This window comes from Chenggangzhangella methanolivorans, from assembly GCF_042648545.1.
Classification (GTDB): Bacteria; Pseudomonadota; Alphaproteobacteria; order Rhizobiales; family Methylopilaceae; genus Methylopila; species Methylopila methanolivorans.
The window spans coordinates 959,237-976,085 of record NZ_JBHRXS010000003.1; the positions used below are offsets into that span (position 1 = coordinate 959,237).

Genomic DNA, 16,849 nt, shown 5'->3' on the forward strand with positions numbered 1-16,849 from the left:
ACCCGCGGCCGGATAAAGTCGCGCTCATGCCGAACCCCGCCGCCCACGCCGACCGCCTCGTCGCCTATCCCGACTTAAGGCTCGACACGCTGATCCGCCTCAGGTGGCTCGCGGTCATCGGCCAGTCGTTCGCGGTGCTTGGGGTGCATTTCGGCTTCGGCTTCGTGCTGCCGGTCGTGCCGTGCCTGCTGGCGATCGGCGCCTCGGCGGCGCTCAACATCGGCCTCCGGCTCGTATTTCCCGTGACCCATCGCCTGCGCGGCCTGCCGGCCGCGCTGCTGCTCGGCTACGACGTCGTTCAGCTCGCGGCGCTGCTGTTTCTCACCGGGGGGCTCGAAAACCCGTTCGCGATCCTGTTCCTCGCGCCGGTGATGATCTCGGCGACCGCGCTGCCGCCCTTCACCACGGCCACGCTCGCGCTGGCGGCGGCCGCCTGCGCGACGCTTCTCGGCTTCTTCCACCTGCCGCTGCCCTGGCCGGGCGGCGACCCGATCGAGATGCCGTTTCTCTATGTGGCGGGCATCTGGATCGCGCTCATGCTCGCGATGGCGTTCATCGGGACCTACGCCTGGCGGGTGTCGGAGGAGAGCCGCGCGCTCTCCCAGGCGCTCGCCGCGACCGAGATCGTGCTCGCGCGCGAGCAGCATCTGTCGGCCCTCGACGGCCTGGCGGCCGCCGCCGCCCACGAGCTCGGCACGCCGCTCGCCACCATCGCGCTCGTGGCCAAGGAGCTCGAGCGCGCGCTGGTGCCGGGCCCCCACGACGAGGACATGACGCTCCTGCGCGAGCAGGTGGCGCGCTGCCGCGACATCCTGAAGAAGCTGACCTCGCTCGACGAGGAGGGCGCGCCCTTCGACAGCATGGAGATGGCCCATCTCATCGAAGACGTGGTGGCGCCCCATCGCAATTTCGGCGTGGAGCTTGCGGTGACGTTCCGCGGCGAGGGGCCGGAGCCGCGCTGGCGGCGCAATCCGAGCGTTCTTTATGGCCTTGGCAACATCGTCGAGAACGCGGTCGACTTCGCAAGCGCGCGCGTCGAGATCACGGCGCGCTGGAGCCAGGCCCAGGTCGAGATCACGGTCGAGGACGACGGGCCGGGCTTCGCCTCCGACGTGATGGCGCGGCTCGGCGAGCCCTATATGTCGCGCCGCGAAGCCGACCGGCCGGCCACGATGGAGGGCGGGGGACTGGGCCTCGGCTTCTTCATCGCCAAGACCCTGCTCGAGCGCTCCGGCGCGCGGCTCTCGCTCGGCAACCGGGCGGCCCCGGCGACGGGCGCGCGCGTGACGGTCGTCTGGCCGATCGAGCGCTTCGACGCGGCCGCCGCGCGCCTTGCAGGCGGGGCCGGACGCCCGGCGAGCGCCGCCGCCGCGCCCGACTCCGCCTGAAACGTCTGAGCCGCGCCCGAAAGAATTGACGCTTCGCGCGTCTGTTGATACGAGACGCCCAATCGCGGCGGGCCCCTCGGCCCGCCGCTTACGTTTTCGCGCTTCCGCGCATCCGCCCCAGGCGGGCCTCCTAGCGAGGCCCCGCGGGACGGCGAACGTCTCGAAGGACCGTTTCGCAATGGCCAATACGCCCTCGGCCAAGAAGGCCGCCCGCAAGATCGCCCGCCGCACCGTCGTCAACGGCGCCCGCCGCAGCCGGATGCGCACCTATCTCCGCAAGGTCGAGGAGGCGCTCGCCTCCGGCAGCCAGGACGACGCCCGCGCGGCGCTCAAGGCCGCCGAGCCGGAGATCATGCGCGCCGCCCAGAAGGGCGTGCTGCACAAGAACACGGCCTCCCGGAAGGTCTCGCGGCTCGCCGCGCGCGTGAAGGCTCTCTCGGCCTGACGCGACACTTAGACGACGACAATTTGACGTTGCAAAACCCGGCCGCGCGCCGGGTTTTGTCGTTTAAGTCCGCTAAATGACGGCGTCCTAAGGGTTAATGCGTACGCAGATTCCGTCTTGACTCGCATATTCGGCTGAATCGCAACTCATGCGAGTCTGGGCGCCGTCGGCGGGCAGAAAAATAGCTTATGATTCAAATTGTTAGGACTAGGACACGCCGGGGAGGTTTGAATCCGGGGGTCCGCGGGCCTGCTTCGCGACGCGACCATGAAAAATGTGGCGAAAGATTCACGGACCGAGTCGATCACGGCGCAGCAATGATTTTGCTGGCTATCGAGGATGTTTAGGGGAGTCGCCCCTTGGGCCCCTACGCAGTTGCGGAACGGGCCTGACCGATTCGTTTCCGGACGGCCATTGCGTCCCCAAAATCCCCTGTGTATCTTTCAGCTCATGGAGACGGCGGAACTAATCTTTAACTAAAGATATCGTCGAGCCGGTCTTCCTTAAATAATCGCAATGGGTGTCTGAGACTTCCCGGCGCCGCTCTCGCGGGTGATGTCGGGATCAGGAGGCGCTTGTCTTCAAGCGTCTTTGAGTAAACCGCCAGGGCGGGCGGTTCGGAAATCCAAACAAGATCTTGCAGTTGGGGCGTCGGCCGTAACGGCCGACGATAGCGGGCGCATGTCTCATTTTCTTCCCTATGCCGGAGACGTCTCTCCCTCCGACGCGTGGGACTCTCTCAAGGCCGACGGCCGCGCCGCCCTCGTGGACGTGCGCACCGTCGCCGAATGGTCTTTCGTCGGCGTCGCCGACCTTGGGACGCTGGCCAAGCGCCCCATCTTCCAGGAATGGCAGAGCTACCCGACGATGCAGGTCGATCCGGGCTTCGCCGACAAGGTGGCGGCGGCGCTCGAAGCCGCCGGCGCCGGCGAGGACGCTCCGGTGTTCTTTCTGTGCCGCAGCGGCGCGCGCAGCCAGGCGGCCGCCGCCGCGATGGCGGCGCGGGGCTTCACGCAGTGCTTCAACGTTCTGGGCGGCTTCGAAGGGCCGCTCGACGGCGCGCGGCGCCGCGGCTCGACCGCCGGCTGGAAAGCCGACGGGCTGCCCTGGATGCAGTCCTGAAGCCGCCCTGACGCGCCGTCGTCCTTCCTTTTCGCCTCGACCGTCCAATCCTCATTTCGACGTTTTCCGGAGAGATTCGATGCTCCCTGCGCCGTCCGCATTTTCCAGGACCGCCGTCTCCGAGACCCGCGCCTCCGACGCGACCGACGCCGCCTGGCGCCCGATCGCCGGTCGCCTGCGCGAGGAATATGGCGAGGACGTCTTCACGAGCTGGTTCAAGGGCGTCGCGCTCGAGCGGCTCGAGGACGGCGTCGCGCATCTGAGCGTCCCGACCCGGTTCCTGAAGACCTGGATCCAGGCGCATTACGCCGAGCGGATTGCCGCGCTCTTCGCCGAGCATGAGCCCGATGTCGGCCGCGTGGCGATCTCGGTGCGCAGCGCCGCCGCCAAGCTCGCGGCCCCGAGCCGCGACGTCGTCGTCGCGCCGGCCCCGGTCGAGCAACCCGAAACGCGGTCGGTGACGCCCTTCCCGCTGTCGCCGCGGGTCGATCCCAATCGCCTGCAGGGCTCGCCGCTCGACCGGCGCCTCACCTTCGAGACCTTTCTGGCCGGCCGTTCGAACGCGCTCGCCTACGCCGCCGCGCGCCAGATCGCCGACGCCCGTCCGGGCGACGCGGTGCAGTTCAACCCGCTGGTGATCCATGCGAGCGTCGGCCTCGGCAAGAGCCACCTGCTCCAGGCGACCGCCCACGCGGTCGAGGCCTCGGGCCGGCGCGTGCTCTATCTCACGGCCGAAAAATTCATGTTCGACTTCGTCGCGGCGCTCAAAGCCCAGACGGCGCTGTCGTTCAAGGAGAAGCTGCGAGCCATCGACCTGCTGGTGATCGACGACCTCCAGTTCCTGCAGGGCAAGACCGTGCAGCAGGAGTTCGGCCACACGCTGAACGCGCTGCTCGACGGCGGCCAGCAGGTGATCGTGGCGGCCGACCGTCCCCCGGCCGAGCTCGAGGGCGTCGACGAGCGCCTGCGCTCGCGCCTCGCCGGCGGCCTGACGCTCGAACTCGGGGCGCTCGACGAGGAGCTGCGCGCCAAGATCCTGAGCGTGCGGATCTCCGCCGCCAAGGCCGTCCACTCGCGCTTCGACGTGCCCGAGGACGTGATCGCCTATGTGGCCCGCACCGTGACGGCGAACGGCCGCGACCTCGACGGCGCGGTGAACCGCCTGCTCGCGCACAACACCCTCACCGGCTCGACAATCACGGTCGAGATGGCCGAGACCGCGCTGCGCGACCTCATCCGTCAGGTCGAGCCGAAGCGGGTCAAGATCGAGGACATCCAGCGCATCGTCGCCAAGCACTACCAGGTGAGCCGCGCCGACGTGCTGTCGTCGCGCCGCACCCAGAACGTGGTGCGTCCGCGCCAGGTCGCGATGTATCTGTCGAAGGTGCTGACGCTGCGCTCGCTCCCCGAGATCGGCCGGCGCTTCGGCGGGCGCGACCACACCACGGTGCTGCACGCGGTGCGCAAGATCACCGAGCTCGTGAAGACCGACGGCGCGCTGAAGGACGAGCTCGAGCTGCTGACCCGCATGCTGATGGAGTGAGGGTTCGAGCGCCCGGGCAAGCCCGGCGCTCGAGCATGCGGGCCGCCCGTGCAAGCCGGAGCGCCCGAACCTCCGTCCGTCATCCCGGCCTTGAGCCGGGATCCAGAACCGAGACGCGGCGCAAATAGTGCGCGACGCCGGCGTTCATGGATCCCGGGACAAGCCCGGGATGACCGTTTGCGGTTCCGGCGCTTGACGGCCAGGCAGGGCGCGTTCGTCGCCCCGCCGCCCAACTCCGTTTACTCCGCCGCCTGCGAGGCGGCCTCGCGCGCCGCGCGGCGCTGGGTCACGAAGCGGTCGATCTCGTATTTGAGCGCGGTGGTGTCGTTGGCCGGCGCCCAGGCGCGCACGCTGAGCTCGATCGCGTCGCCATAGCCGGTCTTGGTGATGAGCGGCGCGGGCGCGGCGAGCGCGCGCGGGTTCTGCTCGAGGAAGCTCGCAAGGTCCGCCATCGTGGCGTCGGCGTCGCCGTTGACGGCGCTCACCGTCGTCTCGACGCGCCGCGTCGGATAGGCCGAGTAGTTCACGAGCGCGGTTCCCCAGACGGAGGCGTTCGGGATCAGGATCTTCACGTTTTCGGGCGTCGCGAGCTCGGTGAAGAACAGGCTGAGCTCCTTCACGACGCCGGCCTTGCCCGCGACCTCGATCTGGTCGCCGACCCGGAACGGGCGGAACAGCAGCATCATCACGCCGGCCGCCATGTTGGAAAGCGTGCCCTGCAGCGCGAGGCCGATGGCGAGCGAGGCCGCGCCCAGCACCGCGAGCAGGCTCGTGGCCTGGATGCCGACGAGCTGCAGCATCGCGATCAGCACGACGGCGAGCAGCCCGTAGCGCGTCAGGCTCGACAGGAAGCTCGCGACGGTGACGTCCATGCGCTTCGACGCCATCAGGCCGCGATAGACGCCGGCCGAGGCGAGGTTGGCGACCCAGAAGCCGACGAAGGCGAGCAGCAGCGCGCCCAGGACGTTCATGCCGTAGACCACGACGAGATTGGTGAGGAACGTGAAGTCGATCGGGATTTGAGGCATCGAGTCTCCTTTCGCGATGCGGCCCCGCGATCGCGCGAAGGATCGAGCGCGTCGGGTCGGCCAGGCGTTGGGCGAAGGTCTAAACCTAGGCGCTGTCGCCGGCTTGTCAGGCCCCGCCGCGTCAATCCGCGCGTGGCCGGGCGCGACGGAGCCGCGCGCGCCCTTGCCTAACGCCGGTCCGCTGGGGCAATGTCCGCAGTCCCTAGGCGATCCCCATCGCACCTGCGGCCGAAAGCGACGTCGCCCAAGACGCGCCGGACGGCCACGCCTCTACGGAGCGGGACGAACATGCGCGTGACCCTCGAGCGAGCGGCCCTGTTGAAGGCTCTCGCCCATGTCCATCGCGTCGTCGAGCGGCGCAACACGATCCCGATTCTCGCCAACGTGCTGCTGCGCGCAGGCGACGGCGGCCTCAAGCTGCAGGCGACCGACCTCGACCTCGAGATCGTCGAGCGCGTCGCGGCCGAGGTCGCGCAGGGCGGCGCCACCACGGTGCCGGCCCACACTTTCTACGACATCGTCCGCAAGCTCCCCGACGGCAGCCAGGTCGCGCTCGAGATGACGGGCGAACGCGGCCAGCTGACGATCCGCGCCGGCCGTTCGCGCTTCACGCTGCAGACGCTGCCCGACAGCGACTTCCCCGACCTCGCCGCCGGCGAGCTGCCGGTGCGCTTCGAGATCGGAGCGGCGGATCTCCGCCGCCTCATCGACAAGACCCAGTTCGCGATCTCGACCGAGGAGACGCGCTATTATCTCAACGGCATCTATCTGCATGTCGCGGACCTGCCGGGCGGCGCGACGCTCCGGGCGGTGGCGACCGACGGCCATCGGCTGGCCCGCGTCGAGCTCGCGGCGCCGTCCGGCGCCAAGGGCATGCCGGGCGTGATCGTGCCCCGCAAGACCGTCTCGGAGATCCAGCGCCTCGTCGAGGATCCCGAAGGCCTGGTGGCGGTCGAGCTCTCGGCCACCAAGATCCGCGTCTCCTTCGGCCAGGCGGTGCTGACCTCGAAGCTGATCGACGGCACCTTCCCGGACTACAACCGCGTCATCCCGACGGGCAACGACAAGCGCCTCACCGTCGACCGCGCGGAGTTCGCGAGCGCCGTCGACCGCGTCTCGACGATCTCGTCGGAGCGCGGGCGCGCCGTGAAGCTGTCGCTCGCCGACCGCAAGCTGGTGCTGACGGTGACGAACCCGGATTCGGGCAACGCCACCGAGGAGATCGAGGTCGACTACGACAGCGATCCGCTCGATATCGGCTTCAACTCCCGCTACCTGCTCGACATCGCGAGCCAGCTCGAGGGCGACACGGCGCTGATCCGCCTCGCCGATCCCGGTTCGCCGACGCTCGTCCAGGACCGCGACGACGCGCCGGCGCTCTACGTGCTGATGCCGATGCGGGTGTGAGGCGAAACGATCCCGGCCGATCGGGCGCGGCGCTTGCCGACCCCCTCTCCCGCTTGCGGGAGAGGGTAAGGGTGAGGGCCTGTCCGGAAGGACGCCGTGATCCGACGCCCCCTCATCCGCACCTTCTCCCGCAAGCGGGAGAAGGGGTCCCAGCCGTCGCGCCCAAATGACCCCGCCCCGCCGCACCGCCGTCACGCGGCTGAAGCTCTCGGCCTTCCGCTCCTATCCGGCGCTCGATCTCGACTGCGGCGAGGCCTCGGTCGCGCTCGTGGGCGCGAACGGGGCGGGCAAGACCAACATCCTCGAAGCCGTCTCGCTGCTCGCGCCCGGCCGGGGCCTGCGCCGCGCCGCGCACGCCGAGCTCGCCCGCGCGCCCGGCGACGGGGCCTGGGCGGTGGCCGCCGACGTCACGGGCGCGGCGGGCTCGGCGCGGCTCGGCACCGGCGTCGAGGGCGGCGGGAGCGAGGCGGGCCGGCGCTGCCGCATCGACGGCGCCTCGGTCGGCTCTGCGGGCGCGTTTTCCGAGCATCTGCGGCTCGTCTGGCTGACGCCCGACCTCGACGGCCTGTTCCGCGGCTCGGCGGGCGACCGCAGGCGGTTTCTCGACCGGCTGGTGACGGCGGCCGACCCCGAGCACGCCGCCCGCGCCTCGGGGCTCGAGCGGGCGCTGCGCAGCCGCAACCGCCTGCTCGAGGACGTCCGCGCCGACGCCCGCTGGCTCGACGCCGTCGAGCGCGAGGTCGCCGAGCTCGGCGTCGCGGTCGCGGCCGCGCGCGCCGAGACGGTCGGCCGGCTTTCCGGCCTCATCGCCGAGACCGCCGATCCCGCCTCGCCGTTCCCCGCCGCGCTCATCGCGCTCGACGGCGTGCTCGAGGCCGATCTCGCGCGCGATCCGGCGTCCGCCGTCGAGGACCGCTACCGCGAGCGCCTCGGCCGCGCCCGCCCACGCGACCGCGCCGCCGGCCGCACGCTCGAGGGCGCGCATTTGAGCGACCTGCTGGTGCGCCATGGGCCCAAGGACATGCCGGCGGAGAAATGCTCGACCGGCGAGCAGAAGGCGCTGCTGGTGGGCCTCGTGCTCGCCCACGCCCGGCTCGTCGCGCGGCTCGACGGCTGGGCCCCGGTGGTGCTGCTCGACGAGGTCGCGGCCCATCTCGATCCGAGCCGGCGCGAGGCGCTGTTCTCGGCGCTCGAGGCGCTGTCGGCGCAGGTCTGGATGACGGGCGCGGACCCTGCGGGCTTCGCCGAAATCGGCGGCCGGGCGCGGCTTTTCGCGGTCGCGGACGGGGCCGCGCGCCCGGTTTCTTGAGGCTTGCGCGCCGGCCTGTGGACGGGCCTTGGACGCGGCGCGAAAAATCACCATATGACAAATGCTTAGCCGCGGGTCTCCGCATGCGCGGCTTTGTGGGCGGCCGGGGCCCGAACCTCGCTTTTCGCGGCCATCCGCGCTACCAATCGAATGACGAGAACTCGCCTGATTCCTGCGGGCTGACGCGAACGCTCGCCGCCCGCAGGGCGCTCCCCTCCACGAGGGGGCGGCCGAACGAGAGAGACCCCACCATGTCCGACATCCCCCCGACCGGCGGCGCCGAGGACTACGGCGCGGATTCGATCCGCGTGCTGAAGGGTCTCGACGCGGTCCGCAAGCGGCCGGGCATGTATATCGGCGACACCGACGACGGCTCGGGCCTGCATCACATGGTGTACGAGGTCATCGACAACGGCATCGACGAGGCGCTGGCGGGCTGGGCCGACGAGGTCACGGTCACGCTGAACCCCGACGGCTCCTGCACCGTGACCGACAACGGCCGCGGCATCCCGACCGGCATCCACACCGAGGAGGGGATTTCGGCCGCCGAGGTCATCATGACCCAGCTGCACGCCGGCGGTAAGTTCGACCAGAACTCCTACAAGGTCTCGGGCGGCCTGCACGGCGTCGGCGTGTCGGTGGTCAACGCGCTCTCGGTCAAGCTGCGCCTGCGCATCTGGCAGAACGACAAGGCCCACGAGATGTCGTTCACCCACGGCGTCGCGGATGCGCCGCTCGAGGTGACCGGCCCCTCGAACGGCAAGCGCGGCACCGAGGTCACGTTCACGCCCAGCATGGACACGTTCAAGGGCGTGACCGAGTTCGACTACGCCACGCTCGAGCACCGGCTGCGCGAACTCGCCTTCTTGAACTCGGGCGTGAAGATCGTGCTGACCGACGCGCGCCACGCCGACGTGAGGCGCGAGGAGCTCTATTACGAGGGCGGCGTCGAGGCCTTCGTGCGCTATCTCGACCGCGCCAAGTCGGCCCAGATCCAGACCCCGATCGTGCTGCGCTCGGAGAAGGACGGCATCGGCGTCGAGGTCGCGATGTGGTGGAACGACAGCTACCACGAGAACGTGCTGTGCTTCACCAACAACATCCCGCAGCGCGACGGCGGAACGCATCTGGCGGGCTTCCGCGCGGCGCTGACGCGGCAGGTCAACGGCTACGCCGAGACCTCCGGCATCGCCAAGAAGGAGAAGGTCCAGCTCACCGGCGACGACGCCCGCGAGGGGCTCACCTGCGTGCTCTCGGTCAAGGTGCCGGACCCGAAGTTCTCGTCCCAGACCAAGGACAAGCTGGTCTCCTCGGAAGTGCGTCCCGCGGTCGAGAACCTCGTGAACGAGGCGCTCAACCGCTGGTTTGAGGAGCATCCGGCCGAGGCCAGGACCATCGTGCAGAAGGTGGTCGAGGCCGCCGCCGCCCGCGAGGCCGCCCGCAAGGCGCGCGAGCTCACGCGCCGAAAAGGGGCGCTCGACATCGCCTCGCTGCCGGGCAAGCTCGCCGACTGCCAGGAGCGTGATCCGGCGAAGTCCGAACTCTTCATCGTCGAGGGCGACTCGGCCGGCGGCTCCGCCAAGCAGGGCCGCGCGCGCGAGTTCCAGGCGGTTTTGCCGCTGCGCGGCAAGATCTTGAACGTCGAGCGCGCGCGCTTCGACAAGATGCTGTCGAGCCAGGAGATCGGCACGCTGATCACGGCGCTCGGCACCGGCATCGGCCGCGACGAGTTCAACGTCGAGAAGCTGCGCTACCACAAGATCATCATCATGACGGACGCCGACGTCGACGGCAGCCACATCCGCACGCTGCTGCTGACGTTCTTCTACCGCCAGATGCCCGCCCTGCTCGAGCGCGGCCACGTCTTCATCGCGCAGCCGCCGCTCTACAAGGTCACGCGCGGGCGCTCCGAGCAGTATCTCAAGGACGAGCGCGCGCTCGAGGACTACCTGATCGAGCAGGGCCTCGACGGCGTGACGCTGAAGCTCGCGAACGGCGAGGCGCGCTCCGGGCTGGACCTCCGGACCGCGGTCGAGCAGGCCCGCTCGGTGCGGAGCGTCCTCGGTCAGCTTCATTCGCGCTACCGCCGGCCCGTCATCGAGCAGGCGGCGATCGCGGGCGCGCTGCGCCCCGACATCCTGCTCGACCAGGCCCAGGCCGACGAGACCGCGGCCTACATCGCCCGCCGCCTCGACCTCATCGCCGAGGAGACCGAGCGCGGCTGGGAGGGCTTCGCGAGCCCCGACGGCTTCACCTTCGCCCGCACCGTGCGCGGCGTGCGCGAGGCGGCGGCGATCGACGCGGCCTTCCTCGCGAGCGCCGACGCCAGGAAGCTCGACGAGAAGGCCGCCGGCCTCCAGGAGGTGTTCGGCAAGAACCCGACGCTGCTTCGCAAGGACGATGCGACGCAGGTCCACGGGCCGAGCGCTCTGGTCGACGGCGTGCTGGCGGCGGGCCGCAAGGGCGTCTCGGCGCTCCAGCGCTACAAGGGTCTCGGCGAGATGAACCCCGAGCAGCTCTGGGAGACGACGCTCGACGTCAACGCCCGCACGCTGCTCAAGGTGCACGTCAAGGAGACCGACGAGGCCGACGACATCTTCACCAAGCTGATGGGCGACATCGTCGAGCCGCGCCGCGAGTTCATCCAGGACAACGCGCTCCAGGTCGCCAATCTCGACGTCTGAGTGTCGAATTTCAGAATAAATGAGTCTATGCCGTATATAGCGAGTCTATGAGAACGGCCGAGAGCGTAAATATATTTCCTTCAACCACACAGACAGACTTTCAGAAGTGGTTAATTTTTGACGCCCAGAACGAAAACCCCTGAGATCTTTTTTCTATTGCAGAAAAGCAACCTCAGGGGTCGATACTTTCTAGACGTTTAGTTTAGAGCGCAATTATTTTGGTTTTGGCCAATCAATTCCGGCATATTTGAGCCGCTGCCTTATGCTCGCCTTATGATATTGGATTCCAAATTTGTCATTGACGTACTTTGTAAGGGTCGCAAGCGTTATGCCGCGCTCGCCTTCTTGAATGCGCTGTATTAGTCTTCTTGCATAAACTTCGAACTCGTCTCTTTGCTCGGCGCTCAAAAGGCTTTTTGAAGATGTGACCCTTGTCGACTCCACCGAGAGACCGTGTTTTCGGTAATTGGGGAGCCAGACTTTCATTATTGTCTCGGCGGCAACGCCGTAGCGCTCGGCAACTTCGTGCACGGTCAGTCCAGATAAAATATCAGCAATAGCCAGCAGGCTTCGTTTTCTCGCTTCGAAATGAGTCTTATCTGCTGCAGCTTTCAACTCAGCAGCTGTGCTGGTCGTGGGTATATGAAGATATTTGATCCAAGCGACCTTGCCAGCGGCCACTTGCTCAGAAACATGACCGATCTCGTCAGAGATACGGGCGATCGCTGCGTCGACGTCTTTCCGAACGAACACAAGAGGGATATCCCACTTCGTGTATTGTATTTCGTGGACACCCTCTTCATTAAGCCAAGCCTTGATTGCTTTCGGCGTCATGGCGAATAATTCTGAGAGTTCGGTCGACAGGATGTAGTCGCGTTTGAACCTGGCGATCGCCTCGCGGCTGACAAGGTACTTGAATCCACCGATAGTTTCGACGGTGGTTTCGATATGTCCATGCTTCGCCAGGTGATTTGCCGGGGTCGGCTTGATGCCCATGTCATTGCAGGCTTCCGTGAGCGGGCGGACATCCGCGTCGACCGCTTGGCTGTTAAGGAAGGCCATCACCTCCGCTTTATCTATCTCCCAACGGTTCCCGACCGCCTCGACGCCCTCCTTCACACCGAAAATCCGAAGCCGGCCGCTCAGAAGGTGATTGAGCACGTCGATCCACACTTCGGCGGTCCCGCCGGCCTGGGCTAAGGCGATCCGAAGCTCGCTCGTTCGCCCGCCTACTCCTCGAGGCATGGCTTCAATCCGGCTGCGCAGCTCGCGCCACTTTTGACGGTTCACCAGCATATCTGGCGTCTGATAGAGCGTTGACGCTCGGTCTGACGCGACCGAGATGAAGCCCGCGTCGACAAGCTCCCTGAGCAGCTTCGGGGCGATCTTCTCCTCGAGCGCGAGTTCTGTGAGGGAGACGATTTCCGTCTGCTCCTGCCTAAGCGCTTCAACGGCTGACCGCTGGAAAACAAACGGCTTCCCTGAGGTGCCACCGGTCAGCACCAGTTCGGGATAGACCTTGAGGCGGGCGACACGCTGCACGGTCGCGCCCAAAACATCGGCTGCTTCCTGCGCTGACATGGTGGACCGAGCCCACCGCAAAAGCACACTGGGGTAGGGGGTGTGTTTGAGCCGATCGAGATTTCGATCGTAGTAGTCGTGGAGCGCGGCCGAAACCAAATCGCATACCGCCGGATCGCTGATTTCAGGATCCGTCAAGTCGGCGATAATTCCCAGCTCGATCCCCAGAGGGTCCCGCCCTTTGACGGGCATCGCCTGACTGCGGACATTGTCGACGACCGGTGAAAAAGATTGCGGCCACCCGAACAAAATCTTCATGCCGGCTGCCAGGAGGCTGATATCGGTCTGCTTGCTGTGACCGTGCATGATCTGTTTGCGAAGAGCTCCCGATTGTACGGGCATCGCGGCGAGGCCGAGCATAAGAGCGAGGTGAAGGATTTCGCCCGGGGGGATCTTCCCAAGAATCTCTGGAAGCCCCAGGAGCGCCGGATCGGCCAACGTCGGAATGCCAGAAAGGAGATGCGCCAGCGGGACGAGATAGGTCGCCTCCTCGGCGCTCACCCGGCTTGTCGGTGCGGTGCGGAGATCAAAACCGCACTGGATGCAATGGGTCATGGAGGATCCGCCCCAGCGCAGCGGGCGGCCGCAGTCGGGGTCAGGGCAGTTCTCGACGAGGACTTCGAGAGATTCAGGGCAAAAGCCGAGCGGGACGATGTCCCACACGGATCGATGATAGGGATCTTTTCGAAGCGACTCGGGTGAGATGGCCCGACGGTTGGTCGATAGGAACCGATCGCGGATGACGACGCCTCCGACCGAACGGAGATTCCGCTCCTCGGATTCCTTGCCCGCGTCGAGGTACATTCGGCCCTCGATTTCCGGCAGTGGCAAGCCGCAGAGTTCGGCGAAGTCCTTTGCCGCTTCCACGTATCGCGCTGGCGAGGAGACGGCGAATTGTGGCAGTCCGACCGGGCCGCAAAGAGCCGTCAGGCTGTCGTGCCCGGACGCCTGGAGAAGCCTCGTCAGGATGCTGACGAGGCTTTCCCCGGGTTTAGGGACCACCCGGTCTGGCGCCGTGCGCTCCCCGATAACGAACATGAAGGGCTGAGGAGCTTCAGCGTCGGGCAACTCCTTCGAGGTGCACGGATCAATCAAGAGAATCTGCCCATGGTTCAGGCCACACCTGCTCGGGGAGAGGAGACCGAGACGCCGAGAAGGGGTTCATCTTCGCTGCCTCAGAATAGCGCCATAGGCGGTCGAACCCCGTCGCGAAGGCTTCGAGATCAAGGCGCTCTCCACCTCGGTTGAGAAGCGAGTCGACGGCGGCTGTCTGGATCAGCTTCGCGGTCGCGCCGGGGTAACCGAGGGATGCGGCATGGATGCGCCTTGCGAGATCCGACTTATGCAGGTCGCTGACGGCGAAGCCGGCATGATCGCGAAGCTGCTGATCGAAGTGGGCCAGATACGCTCGATAGCGCTTCCAATCTTCGGGATCTTCGCTTTCGCGCTTATAGGGTTGGATCTCGAAATGGAAGTCGTTGCGACCGACCAGATGGCCGTTCGCTTCATAGATGCGTCGGGATCGGGTCGTTCCGACGAGCAAGAAGCTGCACTCGCCCTGGCTGTCATTGATGAGGCCCTGGATCCAGTCCGCGACCTTATAGGAGACCTTGCCGCGATCTCTTTCGACAAGGCGCTGCATTTCATCGAAGATCAGTAGGCGCGTTCCGCGCTTCCGAAGGCCTTTGGTGATCTGCAGTCGCTTGTAGTCGCCGTCACCGCGGTCCGGATTGATGTCCTTCAGCCGCTCCAGCGTCGCTCGACCTAAGGTCTTGGGGGTCGCCGAGCTCGGTACTTCCACATAGACGATAGGCATCTGGTCGGAAGTTGAGGAAGGCTCCGGCTCGAACGCAGCCCTGAACGTGTTGATGATCGTCGTCTTGCCGCCGCGGGTCGGAGCGGTCAAAGACGCGCAGGACGACTCAGCGCCGCCGGTCGCGCTTCGCATGAACAACCGAATCTTGCTGACGAGATCGGACGTACGATCGGTGTTAATGCGGATCGCCTTCACCGCCTGAATTCGTTGGGCGTGAAGGTCGGCCAGATGATCGAAATCTGCGCCTTTCAGAACGTTATCAAGCATTGCTACGCGTTACCTGTTTTGCGGACATAGGGGATGCGGCCATCAGAGACGCCGCGTCATCATCGTCGTCGTCGACCTCGGTCACGTGCGGCTCCTCGGTCAGCGGCGGGAGCTCCGGCTCTACGACCGTGGCTACGACCGTCTTGACCTTCGTTTTGCGTTGCGAACGAGGTTTCTTCGGAGGAGAATTCCGGCTCGGCTCTTCGAGCACGGGCGCGTCTCCCGCAGGCGTTTCGGCCACCGTCTCTTCCACGGACACGTCGACCGCGATCATGCGGCTCGTGCTCACCGCGCCATTTCTCGGATGGCCGCGCGCCGGCTTCGTCGTGACGATGACGCTGCCGGTCTCGCCGAGGCGCTGAAAGCGAGCGTCGATCGTCTTCGCAGCGCCGGCCTTGATCGCCTGAACTGTTTCAGCGATCAGCTCGGACCGCGTCAGCATAAGGTCCTTAAAGTTCTTGGACTTACGATCGCGGTCGCGGTTTTGCAATTGAATGATTTTGTGCTGCCAGAGCGAAAGGCCCCTGGCGTAATCCTTCTGATCGCAGACCAGCGGGAGGTATTCGCCCGTAGTCTTAAGAAGAACATGCATCTCGCTTAGGTCGGCGGGATCAAATCTGAAGTCGACGTCGATTTTGGACTTCTTTGTCCCGGCCAACATGCGGCGGATGGTGTCATCGCTGCGGAAGGTGAGGTTCTGAAAGCGGACTCCGCTTCGGTTCAGAGCTGCGGTTCCGTGCCGCGAGAGAATGGACTTCAGCACCCCGATCCGCTCGGGCATATCGATGCGCCGCTTCGCCGTTCCTTCGATCCAGCGACGTTCCGGCGTCGTCCCAATCATGCGGTTGCGGCTTTTGCAGTAGTCCCCGAGCAGCCATTTCAAAAACAGAAACTGGAACTTGGCGAAGGACATCCGCATGGTGTTCTGCGGATTGATCTCCAGGTCTCTCAGGAGCTTCGGATTGCCATAGGTCGTTCCCGGCAGCCGGTGCACGAAGCGCTTGTTCATCGTCCCGAAGAACCGCTCGATGATGCCCTTGTGCTTGGGGGTTTTGACCGGCGACGTTTCGAGCTCGATCGCGAGTTCGGCGCACGCTCTGGGCAGCGAGATGCCGACGATCTCCTTCGCGTTGTCAGCGACGAGCTTCATCGGAGTGCCCATGGCGAGCCAATCTTGCTCGAGGCCGGGCACCTGCTTGAGGAGCTCGGCCTTCGGGGCGATAGCCTGACGAAGGCACATCATCACCGAGTAGACGCTCGGCGGCTCGAAGCCGATGTAGAATCCGAGCGGATATCGTGAATAGGCGTCGATCGCCATGGTGAGCCAAGGACGTCCTCCGCATGGAAGGGCCGAGGCCTCGTCGAAGAGCATCCAGCCGTCGAGCTTGGTGTGATCGATGAGGACGCGCTCGAGCGGATACGTCGCCTCGGGAGCGACCTTGAGCGGCTTGAGTTCAAGATCGGCGGCTCGCGAGCCGTGCCTCGAGCGGATGGTTCGGTAGTAGTCGCAGTCCTGGATCCGCCGGAAAACCGTCGACCGCGCTGGGTGAGGCAGCAGCAGCTCCTGCAGCGACCTGTCAGACGGATCGGCGGTTTCGATCAGTTCGCGGTTGCGTTTTTCAACCGCGCCGAATGCCGCTTCATAGACGGCGGTCGCCGGCAGCAGCGCCCGGTTCAGGTAGACGCTCTTGATTGCGTTCTGGATGATCTCTTCGACGGCGTCATCGATGCCGCGTGTCCGCCCCTTTTTCTCATCGTAGGAGCGCATCGCCTTGAGAGGCCGCCTGCCTGGAGCGCCGCGTTCGCGGAGCCAGGTCAGAAGTGTTTTCCAGTTGGGCTTCTTGGCGTGCCCTTTCTCAGCGGCAACCTCATCGATCAGGGCGGTGAGACAGGGTTCGTTCTTGAGAAGGCCCGGGCGCGCGTCGAAGGCGACGCAATAGGCGTGTCGCCACTCAGCCTTGGTAGTCGCCTCGGGAGGAAGGGACTCCAACGCGCGATTCGCGACGTCGCTATGCGCGACCGGCAACCGCTTCCAGTCTTTGACGCTCAACCGGTCGGAGGCGTAGAGCGAAACGAAATCGTCGTCGCTCAGGACCTTGATGCGGCCGTTTTCGGCGTCCTCGAACACCATGCGACCGTCGTCGAGCAAGCGCGTGAAGGAATACTCGCGCTCGTTGATCGTCACGCTGCCGCCGCGCGTAATCCGGAGGTTGAACTCGGCCATCAGCGCAAGCTCTCGAAAGGCTGGGAGGCAGGGAG

11 protein-coding genes are annotated in these 16,849 nt (G+C 66.1%); 7 read left to right on the forward strand and 4 right to left on the reverse strand.

All coding sequences use genetic code 11. The features are described from left to right. Positions 1–26 precede the first annotated feature (26 nt). The 4 genes from ACFOWB_RS04865 to dnaA all read left to right on the forward strand — a co-directional run bounded on the left by ACFOWB_RS04865 (position 27) and on the right by dnaA (position 4,498). A complete protein-coding gene (locus tag ACFOWB_RS04865) occupies positions 27–1,388 on the forward strand; it encodes an ActS/PrrB/RegB family redox-sensitive histidine kinase (protein ID WP_378145954.1) in 1,362 nt (453 codons plus the stop codon). Positions 1,389–1,566: 178 nt separating this feature from the next. Then, positions 1,567–1,833 carry a 30S ribosomal protein S20 gene (gene rpsT / locus ACFOWB_RS04870; RefSeq protein WP_261405569.1) on the forward strand — a complete coding sequence of 89 codons (267 nt, stop codon included), beginning with the start codon at positions 1,567–1,569 and terminating at the stop codon, positions 1,831–1,833. A 681-nt stretch (positions 1,834–2,514) separates the two neighbouring features. Then, positions 2,515–2,955 carry a rhodanese-like domain-containing protein gene (locus tag ACFOWB_RS04875; RefSeq protein WP_378145958.1) on the forward strand — a complete coding sequence of 147 codons (441 nt, stop codon included), beginning with the start codon at positions 2,515–2,517 and terminating at the stop codon, positions 2,953–2,955. Positions 2,956–3,034: 79 nt separating this feature from the next. Next, positions 3,035–4,498 carry a chromosomal replication initiator protein DnaA gene (gene dnaA / locus ACFOWB_RS04880; RefSeq protein ID WP_261405568.1) on the forward strand — a complete coding sequence of 488 codons (1,464 nt, stop codon included), beginning with the start codon at positions 3,035–3,037 and terminating at the stop codon, positions 4,496–4,498. A gap of 239 nt (positions 4,499–4,737) precedes the next feature. On the opposite strand, the gene ACFOWB_RS04885 is transcribed toward dnaA, so the two are convergent. Continuing rightward, positions 4,738–5,526: a mechanosensitive ion channel family protein gene (locus ACFOWB_RS04885; RefSeq protein ID WP_261405567.1), complete on the reverse strand. Its 789-nt coding sequence runs from the start codon at positions 5,524–5,526 to the stop codon at positions 4,738–4,740. A 288-nt stretch (positions 5,527–5,814) separates the two neighbouring features. On the opposite strand from ACFOWB_RS04885, the gene dnaN reads away from it, so the two are divergent. The 3 genes from dnaN to gyrB all read left to right on the forward strand — a co-directional run bounded on the left by dnaN (position 5,815) and on the right by gyrB (position 10,926). Then, on the forward strand, positions 5,815–6,933 hold the full coding sequence (dnaN, locus tag ACFOWB_RS04890; protein WP_261405566.1) for a DNA polymerase III subunit beta: 1,119 nt from the start codon (positions 5,815–5,817) through the stop codon (positions 6,931–6,933). A 166-nt stretch (positions 6,934–7,099) separates the two neighbouring features. Next, positions 7,100–8,242 (forward strand): DNA replication/repair protein RecF, encoded by a 1,143-nt coding sequence (gene recF, locus ACFOWB_RS04895; RefSeq protein WP_261405565.1) that lies wholly within the window; start codon positions 7,100–7,102, stop codon positions 8,240–8,242. A gap of 251 nt (positions 8,243–8,493) precedes the next feature. After that, positions 8,494–10,926, forward strand: a complete 2,433-nt coding sequence (gyrB, locus tag ACFOWB_RS04900; RefSeq protein WP_261405564.1) for a DNA topoisomerase (ATP-hydrolyzing) subunit B — start codon at positions 8,494–8,496, stop codon at positions 10,924–10,926. A gap of 213 nt (positions 10,927–11,139) precedes the next feature. Here the strand turns inward: gyrB and ACFOWB_RS04905 are convergent, their stop codons facing one another. Genes ACFOWB_RS04905 through ACFOWB_RS04915 form a run of 3 tightly spaced genes read right to left on the reverse strand, consistent with a single transcriptional unit; the run spans position 11,140 to position 16,814 of the window. Next, positions 11,140–13,575, reverse strand: coding sequence for a helix-turn-helix domain-containing protein (locus ACFOWB_RS04905; protein ID WP_378145962.1), 2,436 nt, complete (start codon positions 13,573–13,575; stop codon positions 11,140–11,142). A gap of 19 nt (positions 13,576–13,594) precedes the next feature. Next, on the reverse strand, positions 13,595–14,590 hold the full coding sequence (locus tag ACFOWB_RS04910; RefSeq protein ID WP_261405562.1) for an ATP-binding protein: 996 nt from the start codon (positions 14,588–14,590) through the stop codon (positions 13,595–13,597). Then, positions 14,583–16,814, reverse strand: a complete 2,232-nt coding sequence (locus ACFOWB_RS04915) for a hypothetical protein (RefSeq protein WP_378145964.1) — start codon at positions 16,812–16,814, stop codon at positions 14,583–14,585. Before ACFOWB_RS04915 ends, ACFOWB_RS04910 begins: the two co-directional genes overlap by 8 nt. Positions 16,815–16,849 lie beyond the last annotated feature (35 nt).

Bases quoted from the DNA above. Each gene is read 5' to 3' on its own strand.
- dnaN (WP_261405566.1), top strand. From the start codon at position 5,815: ATGCGCGTGACCCTCGAGCGAGCGGCCCTGTTGAAGGCTCTCGCCCAT.
- dnaA (WP_261405568.1), top strand. From the start codon at position 3,035: ATGCTCCCTGCGCCGTCCGCATTTTCCAGGACCGCCGTCTCCGAGACC.
- rpsT (WP_261405569.1), top strand. From the start codon at position 1,567: ATGGCCAATACGCCCTCGGCCAAGAAGGCCGCCCGCAAGATCGCCCGC.
- recF (WP_261405565.1), top strand. From the start codon at position 7,100: ATGACCCCGCCCCGCCGCACCGCCGTCACGCGGCTGAAGCTCTCGGCC.
- ACFOWB_RS04875 (WP_378145958.1), top strand. From the start codon at position 2,515: ATGTCTCATTTTCTTCCCTATGCCGGAGACGTCTCTCCCTCCGACGCG.
- ACFOWB_RS04885 (WP_261405567.1), bottom strand. From the start codon at position 5,526: ATGCCTCAAATCCCGATCGACTTCACGTTCCTCACCAATCTCGTCGTG.
- ACFOWB_RS04915 (WP_378145964.1), bottom strand. From the start codon at position 16,814: ATGGCCGAGTTCAACCTCCGGATTACGCGCGGCGGCAGCGTGACGATC.
- ACFOWB_RS04865 (WP_378145954.1), top strand. From the start codon at position 27: ATGCCGAACCCCGCCGCCCACGCCGACCGCCTCGTCGCCTATCCCGAC.
- ACFOWB_RS04910 (WP_261405562.1), bottom strand. From the start codon at position 14,590: ATGCTTGATAACGTTCTGAAAGGCGCAGATTTCGATCATCTGGCCGAC.
- gyrB (WP_261405564.1), top strand. From the start codon at position 8,494: ATGTCCGACATCCCCCCGACCGGCGGCGCCGAGGACTACGGCGCGGAT.